The 14858-nt window shown below is 64.0% G+C and carries 11 protein-coding genes; 5 read left to right on the top strand and 6 right to left on the bottom strand.

The genetic code is table 11. The annotated features are described in order from the left end of the window. The first annotated feature begins 17 nt into the window (after window positions 1–17). Window positions 18–635, top strand: coding sequence for an RBBP9/YdeN family alpha/beta hydrolase (locus G557_RS0103365; protein ID WP_028244949.1), 618 nt, complete (start codon window positions 18–20; stop codon window positions 633–635). Between the two features lie 2 nt (window positions 636–637). Here the strand turns inward: G557_RS0103365 and G557_RS11415 are convergent, their stop codons facing one another. From G557_RS11415 to scpC, 6 genes are all read right to left on the bottom strand, one after another. Then, on the bottom strand, window positions 638–1177 hold the full coding sequence (locus G557_RS11415) for a DUF779 domain-containing protein (RefSeq protein ID WP_051224409.1): 540 nt from the start codon (window positions 1175–1177) through the stop codon (window positions 638–640). A 104-nt stretch (window positions 1178–1281) separates the two neighbouring features. After that, window positions 1282–2805 (bottom strand): acetaldehyde dehydrogenase ExaC, encoded by a 1524-nt coding sequence (gene exaC / locus G557_RS0103375; protein WP_028244950.1) that lies wholly within the window; start codon window positions 2803–2805, stop codon window positions 1282–1284. A 445-nt stretch (window positions 2806–3250) separates the two neighbouring features. Continuing rightward, complete coding sequence (locus G557_RS0103380; RefSeq protein WP_028244951.1) at window positions 3251–5473, bottom strand: NADP-dependent isocitrate dehydrogenase; 2223 nt, start codon at window positions 5471–5473, stop codon at window positions 3251–3253. 111 nt (window positions 5474–5584) lie between these two features. Beyond that, window positions 5585–6220, bottom strand: coding sequence for a uracil phosphoribosyltransferase (gene upp, locus G557_RS0103385; protein WP_028244952.1), 636 nt, complete (start codon window positions 6218–6220; stop codon window positions 5585–5587). 21 nt (window positions 6221–6241) lie between these two features. Further along, window positions 6242–7555 (bottom strand): uracil-xanthine permease family protein, encoded by a 1314-nt coding sequence (locus G557_RS0103390; protein WP_028244953.1) that lies wholly within the window; start codon window positions 7553–7555, stop codon window positions 6242–6244. A 100-nt stretch (window positions 7556–7655) separates the two neighbouring features. Continuing rightward, window positions 7656–9215: a succinyl-CoA:acetate CoA-transferase ScpC gene (gene scpC, locus G557_RS0103395; protein ID WP_036961208.1), complete on the bottom strand. Its 1560-nt coding sequence runs from the start codon at window positions 9213–9215 to the stop codon at window positions 7656–7658. A 127-nt stretch (window positions 9216–9342) separates the two neighbouring features. Between scpC and G557_RS11420 the strand changes: the two genes are divergently transcribed. The 4 genes from G557_RS11420 to G557_RS0103415 all read left to right on the top strand — a co-directional run bounded on the left by G557_RS11420 (window position 9343) and on the right by G557_RS0103415 (window position 14836). Then, window positions 9343–10032, top strand: coding sequence for a TetR/AcrR family transcriptional regulator (locus G557_RS11420; RefSeq protein ID WP_036961032.1), 690 nt, complete (start codon window positions 9343–9345; stop codon window positions 10030–10032). A gap of 138 nt (window positions 10033–10170) precedes the next feature. Continuing rightward, complete coding sequence (locus G557_RS11425) at window positions 10171–12378, top strand: 3-hydroxyacyl-CoA dehydrogenase NAD-binding domain-containing protein (RefSeq protein WP_051224417.1); 2208 nt, start codon at window positions 10171–10173, stop codon at window positions 12376–12378. A 2-nt stretch (window positions 12379–12380) separates the two neighbouring features. Beyond that, window positions 12381–13613 (top strand): acyl-CoA dehydrogenase family protein, encoded by a 1233-nt coding sequence (locus tag G557_RS0103410; protein ID WP_028244955.1) that lies wholly within the window; start codon window positions 12381–12383, stop codon window positions 13611–13613. Between the two features lie 5 nt (window positions 13614–13618). Then, window positions 13619–14836, top strand: coding sequence for an acetyl-CoA C-acyltransferase (locus G557_RS0103415; RefSeq protein WP_028244956.1), 1218 nt, complete (start codon window positions 13619–13621; stop codon window positions 14834–14836). Window positions 14837–14858 lie beyond the last annotated feature (22 nt).

Here is a 14858-nt window from a genome sequence, read left to right on the forward strand (position 1 = left end):
CGCCTATACTGCTGAACATGCCCGTTCACTCCCCTGCAGCGCAGTATCTCGTCTTGCACGGTTTCGAGAACGCCCAACCCGCCGAGCACTGGCAGCATCAGCTGGTCGACCGTCTGCGCGACACCGGTGCCGAGGTGAGCTATCCTGCGTTTCCCGACCCGTGGCATCCGAAGCTCGATGCGTGGCTGGAGCGGTTTACCGACGCGGCTGCAGAGATCTCCTCAGACGCCCCACTGACGGTCATCGCGCATTCGCTGGGCACGCTGACCTGGCTGCACGCGGCGGCGGCAGGGCTCGCCCCGCAGGCCACAACTCGAGTGCTGTTGGTCGCCCCCGTCACCCCACTCGCGCTGCGCCCTGAGCCTCGCATCGACGCGGCCTTCTCAGAACTGGCTGACTTGCACTCGTTCGACGCACGGGCACTGCCCTACGACACGTCAGCGGTGCTCGGCACGGCTGACCCGTATCGCAGCGACGACCACGAGCAGATCTACCTTGATCAGCTGCACATTCCGCTGCTGCTGGTGCCGCAGGCCGGGCACTTCGTGATCGAAGAGGGGTACGGTTCTTGGCCCAGTCTTGACGCGTGGGCACTCGACCCGGGCCGCAGCATCCGGGCGAACCCTGCGGCCTGAGCTCAGAGCGTCGGCAGCTCACAGACCGACCCAAATTCGCCTTCGAGGTCGACGGGCGGCAGCGGCCGCGGGAGGCTGGCTCCGGCATCGACTTCGGCTTTCGTGGGTGCGGGCGGCAGTTCGGCATTCTCTTCATCGGTGAAGATGCGCGCGCGAGACAGAAAGACATACCCCTCCGGCCCTTCCAGTGAGAAGCCGCCCATGGCCATGCCCTCCGTCACATCGATGACGACCTGGCTGTGCTCCCAGGCGGTGAACTGGGTGCCGGAGATCCAGACTGGCGTACCCTGCGCATCCTCAGCGCTGCCGTCGAGCACAAAGCCGAGCAGGCGGTCATAGGGCGAGACGATGTAGCTGCCGACGGCGAAGCACGACGGGCCAGAGCCCTCGCAACAGCCGCCAGACTGATGAAAGATGAGTTCTCCATGCTTCTCTCGAAGTACGTGCAGCACCTTCGCTGCCGCCGTGGTGATGACCGCTCGTGATCGCAGCGCTCGATGCAGCACCGCTTCAGATGTGGTGGGCTCTGGTGTCGTGTTCATGGTGTCTCCCTCTGTTTTCGTTGGTCACAGCTCACTGTTTTGCAGAGACGACGAAGGGGCGCCACGGCGGACGCCCCTTCATCGGTCAACATGCGAATGTCGGTTTAGAAGAAGCCCTGTGGCTTCTCGCTGTACGACACGAGCAGGTTCTTGACCTGCTGGTAGGCGTCAAGCACCATCTTGTGGGTCTCGCGACCGATGCCTGACTCTTTGTACCCGCCGAACGCGGCGCCGGCCGGGTAGTTGTGATAGGTGTTGGTCCAGACGCGACCAGCCTGAATGGCGCGGCCAGCCTTGTAGGCGATGTTGCCGTTGCGGCTCCACACACCTGAGCCCAGACCGTACAGCGTGTCGTTGGCAATACTCATCGCATCGTCGAAATCGCTGAACGTGGTCACCGACAGCACGGGGCCGAAGATCTCCTCCTGGAAGATGCGCATCTTGTTGTTGCCCTTGAAGACGGTGGGCTGAATATAGAAGCCCCCGGCCAGGTCGCCGTCAAGGTGTGCAACGTCGCCGCCGATGAGTACCTCCGCGCCCTCTTGCTTGCCAATCTCGAGGTAGCTCTTGATCTTCTTCATCTGAGCCTCGCTGGCCTGTGCACCCACCTGGGTGTCGGTGTCGAGCGGGTTGCCCTGAATGGCCGTGCTCACGCGATCAATTGCATCGGGAATGAAGGTGTCAGCGATCGACTCCTGCACCAGTGCACGTGATGGGCAGGTGCAGATCTCCCCCTGGTTGAGCTGGAACAGTGCGAAGCCCTCGAGCGCCTTGTCGTAGAAGTCATCCTTCTGCGCGGCAACGTCTTCGAAGAAAATGTTCGGGCTCTTGCCACCGAGCTCGAGGGTGGCGGGAATGATCAGGTTCGCCGCCTGCTGCGCGATGAAGCGACCCGTGGTAGTAGAACCAGTAAAGGCGATCTTGCGGATGCGAGTGCTCGACGTGAGTGCGGCACCGGCCTCGGCGCCGAAGCCGTTGACGATATTCAGCACACCGGCGGGTAGTAGATCTTCGATCGTCTTGATCAACTCGAGAATCGACACCGGTGTCGACTCAGCGGGCTTCAGCACGATGGTGTTACCGGCTGCCAGTGCGGGCGCGATCTTCCATGCGGCCATGAGAATCGGGAAGTTCCACGGAATGATCTGGCCGACGACACCCAGAGGCTCCTTGAAGTGGTAAGCCACCAGATCGCTGTCGATCTCGTTGGTGTTCGTCTCCTGAGCGCGAATCGCGGCCGCAAAGTAGCGGAAGTGATCGGCGGCCAGCGGAATGTCGGCAGCGAGGGTCTCGCGTACCGGCTTGCCGTTGTCCCAGGTCTCTGCCACGGCGATCTTCTCGAGGTTCTCGTCAATGCGATCGCCGATCTTCCAGAGAATGTCGGCACGCTCTGTGGCCGACAGTGCGCTCCACTTCGGGAACGCTGCCCAAGCCGCGTCAAGCGCCTTCTCGATGTCGGCTGCTTTGCCGCGGGCGACTCGGGTGAACACCTGGCCGGTGACTGGGGTGACGTTCTCGAAGTAATCGCCGTCAGCGGGGGCGACCCATTCGCCACCGATGAAGTTGTCGTACTTCTCCTGGAAAGTGATCAGACTGCCCTCTGTGCCGGGCTGGGCGTATACAGTCATGCTGCTCCTCACGCGTTGCTTCCGCTCCAGCCCTAGTGCCGGCGCGGCGCGGCTGTGCCGCGTGATCTCATTCTGAGAAGCCCCAAGAGGCCGGTCAAGCCGCGTATACGATGAGTTCTCCGACTGTTCCAGAATGAGACATCCGCATGGAGGCTCCCGCGTTTTTCTCAGACAACTGGCGGAGAGTGGCCTGCGCGTTCACTGTTCACCAGGTGCTGCTACGCACCACTGCAAACTCCACCCCGCGCGCTCATTGGTCACCACGTACCGCCACTTGCCACCACAACACCTGCCGTGACCAACGAGCACACCCCCTGACCAACGAGCACGCGGCTAACCCCGACCAGCGATCACACATGCTGGGAAAATATGCGGGTTGGAAGTGGCAGCACAAAGGCCTGCGGCAACGCACTCGGCGTCGACGCAGGCCTCTGCGTGGGTTCGGCTACTTCAGCAGGCCGTCGATGACCTCGTTGAAGGCCTGTGACGGGCGCAGAGCGGCGGCAGCCAGCCCGTCATCGGGGCGGTAGTAACCGCCGATGTCGACCGGCTTGCCCTGTACGCCCAGCAGGTCGCTCGTGATCTGCTGTTCGCGCTCGGCCAGAGCCTGTGCCACGGGCGCGAACTGCTGCTGCAGCTCGGCGTCGGCGGTCTGCTTGGCCAGCTCGTCGGCCCAGTATGCGGCGACGTAGTAGTGGCTGCCGCGATCGTCGATCTCGCCGGCCTTGCGCGACGGCGACTTGTCTTCGTCGAGGTAGCGCTCCGTGGCCTTGTCGAGGGCATCGCCCAGCACCTCGGCACGCTTGTTGTCGGTGGTGCGAGCGTAGAAACGCAGGCTCTCACCGATGGCCAGGTACTCGCCCAGGCTGTCCCAGCGCAGGTGGTTCTCTTCGAGGAACTGCTGCACATGCTTGGGAGCCGAGCCGCCCGAACCGGTCTCGAACAGGCCGCCGCCGGCCAGCAGCGGAACGACCGAGAGGGTCTTGGCGCTGGTGCCCACCTCGAGGATCGGGAACAGGTCGGTGAGGTAGTCGCGCAGCACGTTGCCGGTGACCGAGATGGTGTCTTCGCCGGCGCGGAACCGCTTGAGCGTGAACTTGGTGGCCTCGATCGGCGAAAGAATGCGGATGTCGAGCCCCTCGACATCGTGCTCGGGCAGGTACTGCTGCACCTTGGCGATCAGGTTGCGATCGTGCGCGCGCGAGTCATCGAGCCAGAACACCGCTGGGGTGTTCGACAGACGTGCACGTATGACCGCGAGCTTGACCCAATCACGGATGGGCTCGTCTTTCGTCTGACCACCGCGCCAGATGTCACCGGTCTGCACGTCGTGCTCGATCACGACATCGCCGGCTGCGTTGAGCACCTGCACCTTGCCGTCTGAGGGCACCACGAACGTCTTGTCGTGGCTGCCGTACTCTTCGGCCTTCTTAGCCATCAGGCCGACGTTCGGCACGGTGCCCACCGTGGTGGGGTCGAACTTGCCATTGGCGATCGCATCTTCAACGGTGGCCTGATAGACACCCGCGTACGAGCTGTCGGGCACCACTGCAAGGGTATCGTCTTCAACACCGTTCATATCCCACAGACGACCACCGTTGCGGATCAGCGCGGGCAGCGAAGCGTCGATGATCACGTCAGAGGGCACGTGCAGGTTGCTGATGCCCTTGTCGGAGTTGACAGCTGACAGGCGAGGCCCGTTGTCGAAGCCCTTCTTGATGGCAGCGCGCACCCCGTCACGGATGTCTTCAGGCAGCTCATCGATGCCGTTGACGATCGCAGCCAGGCCGTTGTTGGCGCTCAGACCAGCGGCATCGAGAGCGTCGCCGTACTCAGCGAACAGGTCGGGGAAGAACGCGCGCACCACGTGACCGAAGATCACTGGGTCGGAGACCTTCATCATGGTGGCCTTCAGGTGCACCGAGAAGATCACGCCGCTCTCTTTAGCCGCCTGCACCTGCTCGCGCAGGAACTCGTCGAGCGCCGCTGCGCTCAGGAACGTGCCGTCGAAGACTTCACCCTCGAGCACCGGCAGCGACTCTTTGAGCACCGTCACGGTGCCGTCTGCGGCCACATGCTGAATCTTGAGCGTGTCAGCGGCGGGCAGCACGATCGACTTCTCATTGCGGCGGAAGTCACCGGACTGCATGGTGGCGACGCTCGTCTTCGACTGGTTGCTCCACTCGCCCACGCTATGCGGATGCTTGCGCGCGTAGTTCTTGACAGCCGCCGGCACACGGCGGTCAGAGTTGCCTTCACGCAGCACGGGGTTGACCGCAGAGCCCTTGACCTTGTCGTAGCGGGCACGCGCATCGCGCTCGGCATCGGTCGACGGCTCGTCAACATAGTCGGGAACTGCGAAGCCCTTGGCCTGCAGCTCGGCAACGGCGGCCTTGATCTGCGGCACCGATGCAGAAATATTCGGCAGCTTCAGAATGTTCGCCTCGGGGGTTTTGGCCAGCGCGCCCAGCTCGGCCAGCGCGTCATCGGCACGCTGATCTTCGGGCAGCTGATCGCTGAACGCGGCCAGAATGCGCCCGGCCAGCGAGATGTCACGCGTCTCGATGTCGATGTCGGCCGACGATGCGAAGCCCTGCAGAATCGGCAGGAACGAATACGTCGCCAGTAGTGGCGCCTCGTCGGTGTGCGTGTAGATGATCTTCGCCATGGATGTACTGTCTCCCTTGATCAGATGCTCCGGTCTTTCGAAGAGCGAAAGACCCCGGGTATTTCTCCACCCTCAAACATACTCGATCACGGGTGCACTCCCCGACCGAGATCAGTCGACGGTGCCGTACAGCCGATCGCCCGCGTCGCCGAGACCCGGCACGATATAACTCTTTTCGTTCAGCCCTTCGTCGACCGACCCCACGACAACTGTGACATCGCGATCGGCGAAGTGATCGGTGACCGCCTGCAGCCCCTGCGGTGCGGCAAGGATGCTGATGGCCGTGACCGATTTGGCCCCCTGCTCGAACAGGTAGTCGATGGCTCCAATGATCGATCCGCCGGTGGCGAGCATAGGGTCGAGCACATAGCAGGCCCGATCGCTGAGATCGTCGGGCAGTCGTTTCGCGTACGTGGTCGGCTGCAGCGTCTGCTCGTCGCGCACCATGCCCAAGAACCCGACCTCTGCGGTGGGCAGCAGCTTGGTCATGCCTTCGAGCATGCCGAGCCCAGCACGCAGGATGGGCACCACCAGCGGCAGCGGAGCCTTCAGTCGTGTACCCACAGTAGTTGCCACCGGGGTCTCGACCTGCACTGGTTCGACGGCGATATCGCGGGTGGCTTCATAGGCCAACAGCGTCATCAGTTCTTCGACCAGCTGCCGAAAGACCGGCTGCGGGGTGTCACGGTTACGAAGAACGGTGAGCTTGTGATCGATCAGGGGGTGTTCAGGGGTGATCAGACGCATGTTCTCAGCCTACCGCCCCGTTCAGTGCGACTCGTCGGCGCGCTCGGTGCTGCCCGGCGTCACCGGAGTGACCGCGCGGCCACCGCGCAGGCCCGAGACACCACGCATCACGTGATAGACCGCGATGGCCGCAAACGTGCCCAAGGCGATCCCGCCGAAGCTGAGCTGCCCCCACTGCCAAGTGAAGTCGGCGATCGCAATGATCAGCGAGACCGCTGCGGTGGTCAGGTTGATCGACTTCGAGAAATCGACCTTGTTCTCGACCCAGATGCGCACACCAAGCACACCGATCATTCCGTAGAGCACCACTCCGGCACCGCCCAGCACGCCAGCCGGAACCGTGGCGATGGCCGCGCCGAACTTCGGAAACAGGCTCAGCCCGATGGCCACAATGCCAGCCACCCAATAGGCCGCGGTGGAGTACACCTTCGTGGAGGCCATCACACCGATGTTCTCGGCATATGTGGTGGTGCCAGAGCCGCCGCCGAAGCCGGCCAGTGTGGTGGCCAGGCCGTCAGACATCAGGGTGCGCCCGATGTTCTCATCGAGGTTGCGATTGACCATCAGCCCCACTGAGCGCACATGCCCGATGTTCTCAGCGATGAGCACGAACACGACCGGCACAAACAGGCCCACCGTGGCCAGATGGAAGGTCGGGGTCTGCAGGTGCGGCAGCCCGAACCAAGCAGCCTCGCTGATGCTCGAGTAATCGATCTCGCCGCGCAGCGCGGCCACGACATAGCCGATGATCACACCGAACAGAATCGACAGGCGGCCGATGAACCCTTTGAACAGCACACCCCACAGCACGATGGCCACCAGGGTGACCAGTGCGGTGACTGGGCCCGCCATGAAGTTGGTCTTGGCACTCGGCGCCAGATTCAGGCCGATCAGCGCCACAATGGCGCCGGTGACCACCGGTGGCATCAGCACCTCGATCCAGCGCACGCCGACGGCCTGCACCAGCACACCAATCAAGAACAGCGTGACACCGGCCATGACCACACCTCCGAGTGCTCCGGCATAGCCGTAGTCACTAGTGGCGGCCGCGATCGGCGCGATGAACGCGAAGCTTGACCCCAAGTAGCTGGGGATGCGGTTGCGCGTGATCAGCAGAAAGAGGATCGTGCCGAGCCCGGAGAACAGCAGCGTGGTGGCCGGTGGAAACCCAGTCAGCAGCGGCACCAAAAAAGTCGAGCCGAACATAGCCACCACATGCTGCGTGCCGATGCCGATGGTGCGCGGCCAAGTCAGCCGCTCGTCAGGGGCCACCGCCTCGCCGGGTTCGATATGTACTCCGTCGCCATGCAGTTTCCAGCGGAATGTCGATGACATGTGGGGGCTCCTGTCACTCTTCAAAGATGCGGGCCGTGGTTGCGACCATCGAAGAGTGTACGCGGTGAAGTGTTGCAAGCATGTTGCCCGCCGACCGACGTCACTGGGGCAGCATCGACCCTGTGCGCTCGAAGCGGGCATACCATTCGAACGCCTCGTCGAACAGATGCGGCACGTGCCCACCCTTGGCGCGAGCTCGTTCGAGGTAGTCGTTCAGTGCGCCTTGGTAGTCAGGATGCGCCACATTGTCGATGATCGTGCGGGCGCGCCGCACCGGTGAAAGCCCTCGCAAATCGGCGAGGCCCCGCTCGGTGACCAGCACCTGAGTGTCGTGCTCCGTATGGTCGATATGCGCAGCAAAGGGCACGATCTTCGAGATCGCGCCGCCCTTGGCGGTCGATGGGCTCATGAACACCGAGAGGTAGCCGTTGCGCCCGTAGTCGCCGGAGCCGCCCAGGCCGTTGACCACTCGCGTGCCGTTGACATGTGTCGAGTTGACGTTGCCGTAGATGTCAGCTTCAACCATGCTGTTCATCGCCACCACGCCGAGGCGACGAATGAGCTCGGGATTGTTGCTGATCTCTTGCGGGCGCAGCACGATGTGATCGCGGTAGAACCCGATGTTCTTCTTGACCTGCTCGAACTTTGCCGGGCTCAGGGCCAGGGCGGTGGCCGAGGCAAACCCGACCACACCCGAGTCGATCAGATCGATCATGCCGTCTTGAATCAACTCGCTGTAGCAGTTCAGCCCGCGATACTGAGAGGTGGCCAGGCTCGCCAACACGGCATTGGCCACGTTGCCCACGCCGGATTGCAGCGGCAGCAGCGTGTCGGCCGGCATGCGCCCGGCTTTGACCTCGTGCTCGAAGAAGTCGAGAATAATGCCGGCCATGGCGCGGCTGTCGGCATCTGGGTCGGTGAACGCCGGTGATTCGTCGGGCAGATCGGTCAGCACAACCGCGACGACCTTCTCAATCGGCACGTGCAGGTGCGGGCTGCCAATGTGCTGATTGACATGCTTCAGCGGGATGGGCGTGCCGTTGAGTGGCAGACCCAGGTTCTGGTAGACATCGTGCGCGCCGTCTAGCTCAATGGGCTGCCACGAGTTGACCTCGAGAATCACCTGATCGGCCTCGTCAAGCCAGGCCTGGTTGTTGCCCAGCGAACTGCCCGGGATCAGTTCTCCGTCAGCGGTGATTCCAGCGACCTCGACGATGGCCGTATGCATCCGACCGAAATAGCCCTCACGCACCTGCTGGGCCAAGCGCGACAAATGCACCTCGACATAGTCGACCTCGAGGTCGTTGATCTGGCGCCGCAGCTCGGCATCGGCGTTGTACGGCACGCGCCATGCGATGGCACCGGCATCGGCCAGTACGCCGTCGGCACCACGTGCGGTGGATGCGCCGGTCAGCAGGCCGAGTCGGTAGTCGTGGTGGCCCTCGCGAGCTCGCTGCTCATCGGCCAGACGTGCGATCGCCGGAGGTACGGCTTTCGGGTGGTTGGCACCGCCGAAGCCAGAGAGGCCAACCGTCGCCGCGGGCTGTACCAGTCGCGCTGCTGCTTTTGCCGACGTGATTTTCTCCCGAAAGCGTGGGCCAAGGACGCGATCATTCTGCGACTGTGTATCAGAGACTGATGAGGTGTGTGAAAGGCTCATGCTGCGCATCGTAGGCACACGTTGTAACGCCATGGAAATGAAATACGACACTGCGTCGCATACAATTCGGTACCGAGTGCCACGCCGTTGTCATTCGGTGAAACAACATTCTGCTAGCGTCATCGCCATGGTCACACCTTCACTCAGCCGCGTCGAGATCGCCGACATCGCCTTGGCCCTGTTCACTGCACGAGGCTACGACGAGGTGAGCGCTGCCGACATCGCCCGCGCGGCCAAGATATCTCGCAGCACCTTTTTTCGACAGTTCGGCAGCAAAGACGACGTGATCTTCGCCGACCACGACGAGGTGCTTCGCATGGTCGATGACTTCTTTGAGCAGCGCATCACCGGTGAGGTCGAGAGCACTGATGCACGCGATGACGTGATCGAGGCAGCCGAGCTGGTGTTCAATCACTTCATTTCACGCCTCAGCAGCATTCGCACCCGCGATCGCATCGTGCGTGCGACGACGAAGTTACGCGATCGTGAGATCGTGACCGTCACCCGCTACGAAAAGCTGTTCGCGGCCTACCTCCGCCGTCAGCTACCTGGCATTCGCCCGATCGAAGCCGTGCAGTTCGCTGATGTCGTCGCCGCCACGCACAACTACGTGCTGCGTGAACTGATCCGCAGCGATCAGACCATCACCGTCGAGACGCTGCGACGAGAGCTGCAGATCTTGCGTCAGAGCTCAGACCAGCTGCATCCACAGCCGACGGGCAGCTCAGTGGTGGCGGTGTTCTCACCAGAGACCCCTTTTGCCACGGTACGTGAGCTGGTGCGCCAGGCCTTGGAAGAGCAGGCACGCCCGCTGTGATGAAGAAGCGGTAGCGGCCTCCCCCGAGTAACCGCCACCGCTCACTTGATCGTATCTGATTCCGTGTCGCACTTGCAATGAGACTGAGTCTCACGCAAGAATATCGTCATTCGCTCAGTGCTGCACGAAAGGATGACGATGACCCTCGGGGCCGACTCTCACACCGCTTACTCTCCAGATCTCACCTTTGAAACCGCAGTCGAGACGCGAGGTGACCGACGCATCCTGCTGATCGTCATCACACCTGCCTCAGGCATTCTCGTCTGGACTCCCAGCGCGATCGACATGCTCGACACGTTCGTCTCGAGCCTTGATGTCACGGGCATCGACGCGATCGCATTCACCGCGGCGGGCCGCGTTTTCGGCGCCGGTGCCGATCTCAAAGACTTTCTCCACGTCACCGAACGCGAAGACGCGATCGAGACTGCAGCTCGGGCATATCGAGCGTTCGCAGGCATCTCTGCACTGCCGGTGCCCACCTTTTCGCTGATCAACGGCGCCGCACTCGGCGGCGGTTACGAATTCGCTCTGCGCACCGACTACCGTGTCGCTGCAGACTCCGTCTCTGCCATCGGCCTACCCGAAGTGAACCTCGGTCTCATCCCAGGTTGGGGTGGCGTCACACTGCTCAACGATGTGGTTGGGCCCGAACAGACCGCCGCCACCGCAGTGCTCGACTCCATCGCCAATCGCAGTGCGAATGCGGCTCGCGCGCTGCGCATCGGGTTGGTCGACGCGGTGCTGCCCACTGACAACTTCGTCAGCGCCGGTCTCGACTGGGCTGCTCGAGTGCTCGACGGCCGCGAATCCCCGGCCGCGGCCGCTCAAGTGCCCACACCGTTCGATCCCGAGCAGGTGCGAGCACGAGTCGCCAAACGCATTCCCACACCGCTTTCTCAGGTGGAGGCGGTGCTCGAACTCATCGCCCGTTCCGACCGCGGCGAAGATCGCCCGGCCTTCGCCGACCGCACTACCGACCGCCTGGCTCGATTCGGTTCGGGCGAGCACCAGGTCGCCGAGGCCTACACCATCGAGACCTTCGCCGATCTGCTGCTGACTGACGAGGCTCGGGCCAGCATTTACGCTTTCTTTGCGCTGCAGAGTGTGACCAAGCGAGCTCGCCCTGGTACCAGGACCCCGCCGATCACCGAAGTGGGCGTCGTCGGCGGTGGGCTCATGGCCACACAGCTCGCCGTGGTCTTCGCCACCAAGCTCGGGGCTCGGGTGCGTATCGCCGAGGTCGACGAAGCCCGTGCTGCAGCCGCCCAAGAGCGCGTGAACTCCCTGCTCGAGGCCGCCGAGCGACGCGGCAGCCTGACTGCGGATGCCCGGGCTGACTTGGCTGCCCGCATCACGGCTTCGGCGTCAAAAGCCGATCTGGCTGATAGCGAGATCGTCATTGAAGCCGTGTTCGAAGACCTCGAGGTCAAGCGCCAGGTCTGGCGTGAGGTTGAGGCCGTGGTCGCCCCAGACGCCGTGCTGCTGACCAACACCTCTTCACTGCTGGTCAGCGAGCAGGCACAGGCCCTCGAGCGCCCCGAGCGTCTGGTCGGCTTCCACTTCTTCAACCCGGTGGCCGTGTTGCCCTTGGTCGAGCTCATCTTCACCGAGCGCACATCGGAGGCCACTGCCGACACTGCTCGAGCACTGGCGAAGGGCCTGGACAAGACCGGCATCGTCGTCGGTGATCATCCGGCCTTCTTGGTTAATCGCCTGCTTTCGCGCCTGTTCGCTGATGTGCTCACGCTGATCGACTCCGGGGCTGACGTGCCCACCGTCGACAACGCGTTGACCAGCGACGGCCTGCCGATGACTCCACTGACCCTGCTCGACTACGTGGGTCACGCCGTGCAGCTGCACATCTTCGAGACCCTCCACGACCACTGGCCTGAGCGTTTTCCGGTCAGCGCCAGTCTCAACGCTCTCGTGGCGCAGCAACACCCCGGTCAGCCAAGACTGCGCTATCTCGAAAAGGATGGATCGGTAACCGCTGTTGCGCAGGCCGCCATCGACGCTGCGCGTGCCGGTGAGCATCCGTCGCTGGCGCAGGCTCCCGGCCTCGATGCAACCTCGGTGACAGCAGATCAGGCGCGCACGCTGCTGCTGACCGGTCTGGCTGATGAAGTTTCGCGCCTCCTCGCCGACGGCACCGCGGCACACACCGAAGACATCGATGCTGCGATGATCCTCGGCGCCAACTACCCCCGCCACATCGGCGGCATCATTCCCCTGCTCGACCGCAGCGGGGCGAGTGTGCTCGCCACTGGAGACTTCCTCCTCGCCGACGGCATCGCCAATGTACCCGGCGACCGCACCACATCCACCACCGATTCGAAAGCAGAGTGACCATGACCATCACCAACCCAACCACCCCTGCCGCACCAGTGTCGACCGTGACCGAGTACGACGTGCTCAAACCGCTCGACACCGATTACTACGCTGTGTTCGCCGACATCCCGGCCGCCGACCGGGCCTTCCTCGACCGGGCCCGTCAGTTCAGCGAGGAGGTGCTGCCCGAGATCGACGACGCCTGGGACAAGGCCGAGTACCGTCTGCAATACGCTCGCCGACTGGGCGAGCTCGACTTGCTGACCGATGGCGTCGAGGGCCCTGGCCTCACCCCGCAGTCGAAACTGGCCGCCGGTCTGGTCACCGCCGAGGTCTCTCGTGCTGACGGTTCGCTCGGCACGGTCATCGCGGTGCAGGGCGGTCTGGCGCTGCGCACCATCGCCTTCTTCGGCAGCGACGAGCAGAAGGCCGAGTGGCTGGTGCCGCTCGCCCGCGGCGAGAAGCTCGGCGCCTTCGCACTGACCGAACCCGATCACGGCTCCGACTCCGTGGGCCTGGCCACCACGGCGGTGCGCGACGGCGACGAATGGGTCATCAACGGTCACAAGAAGTGGATCGGCAACGGCTCGGTCGGTGACATCACCGTGACCTGGGCTCGAGACGAGCAGGGCAACGTTCGTGCGTTCCTCGTGCCACAGAACACACCGGGTTACCACGCTGAGACGATCACCGGCAAGGGGTCGCTGCGGGCCATCCATCAGGCGCAGATCACCTACACCGACGTGCGCGTGCCCGCCGACGCGGTGCTGCCCGGCGCCAACTCGTTCAAAGACACCAACAAGGTGCTGGCTGCCACCCGCCTGGGCATCGCCTGGGCCGCGCTCGGTCATGCCCAGGCCGTCTATGAGATCGCCGTGCAGTATGCCGCCCAGCGCGTGCAGTTCGGTCGCCCCCTTGGCCACTTCCAGATCGTGCAGGAGCGTTTGACCGAGATGCTCGCCGAGCTGACCACCATCCAGCTGCACCTGCGCACGCTGGTCGAGTATGAAGAGGCCGGCACGCTTCGTCCGCAGCAGGCATCGCTGGCCAAGTGGGTGGCGACACGAGGCGCGCGGAGCATCGCTGCCAACGCCCGCGACTTGCTCGGCGGCAACGGCATTCTTCTCGAATATGGCGTGATGCGGCACTTCGCCGACATCGAGTCGCTGCACACCTACGAGGGCACCGAGACCATTCAGGCACTGCTCGTCGGCCGCGACATCACGGGTCACTCGGCCTTCAGCGGACGGTGAGTTCGGTGAGCGTCGAATCACATCAGCCTCGCCCCGACGACATTGTGATCGTCGGCGGCGCCCGCACCCCACAGGGGCGCATCGGAGGTCAGCTGGCCTCGCTGAGTGCAGTCGAGCTCGGCGCGCATGCCGTGCGGGCCGCGCTGAGCGACGCCGGCGTTGAGCCGACCGCTGTCGACGAGGTGATCGTCGGGCAGGTGCTGCAGGCCGGTGCCCGGCAGAATCCGGCGCGTCAGACGGCGGTCGCTGCGGGCATCCCGCTGACCGTGTCTGCCACCACGATCAACCGCGTCTGCCTGTCAGGGCTGGCTGCGGTGATCGACGCGGCCCGGCATCTGCGCCTGGGCGAGGCCACTCTCGTGGTCGCCGCCGGCCAGGAGTCGATGACCAACGCCCCGTACCTGCTGCCGGGTGCACGCACCGGGCTGCGTTTTGGCGCCGCCACCGCGCCCGATGCGGCCGAGCTCGACGGGTTGGTCGACGCCTTCAGCGGCGAGAGCATGGGTGTGGTCACCGACCGTGACGCGGCAGCTGCTGGCATCGGCCGTCAGGCGCAGGATGCCGTGGCACAGCGCTCACATCAGCGTGCGGCCGCTGCGCAGGCAGACGGGTCACTAGCCAGCGAGATTGCGCCGGTGACCGTGCGCTCTCGCCGCACCGAGGTCGTGCTCGACGCTGATGAGGGCGTTCGCCCCGATTCAAGCGTCGACTCGCTCGGCCGATTGCGCCCAGCCTTCGCTGCCGATGGCACCATCACGGCCGGCAATGCGTCACCCCTGACCGACGGCGCCGCAGCGGTGATCGTCACCACACGTGCGCACGCCGAAGCCCTCGGGCTCACCGTTCAGGCACGCATCGGTGGCTGGGCGCAGATCGCCGGCCCAGACACCGGTCTGCTCGACAAGCCCAGTCAGGCCATGCGACTGGCCGCCGAACGGGCGGGTGTGGCAGTCACCGAGGTCGAGGTAGTCGAGGTCAACGAGGCGTTTGCCGCCGTTGTGGTGGCTACCGCAGACGCGCTCTCAATACCCGTCGAGCGGATCAACGCACTGGGTGGTGCTATCGCGATCGGGCATCCCATCGGCGCCTCAGGCGCCCGGCTTGCCCTCACCACAACCCGGCAGCTGCAGCGGCTGAGCACCGACGGTGCACCGCATGCCGGCCTGATCGGTGTGTGCGGCGGCGGCGGCCAAGGCGATGCCCTGCTGCTTTTCGCCGAGTGAGCCGTGGCGGTGTGCGGCCGGG

The organism is Pseudoclavibacter soli DSM 23366, from assembly GCF_000423505.1.
GTDB lineage: Bacteria > Actinomycetota > Actinomycetes > Actinomycetales > Microbacteriaceae > Pseudoclavibacter_A > Pseudoclavibacter_A soli.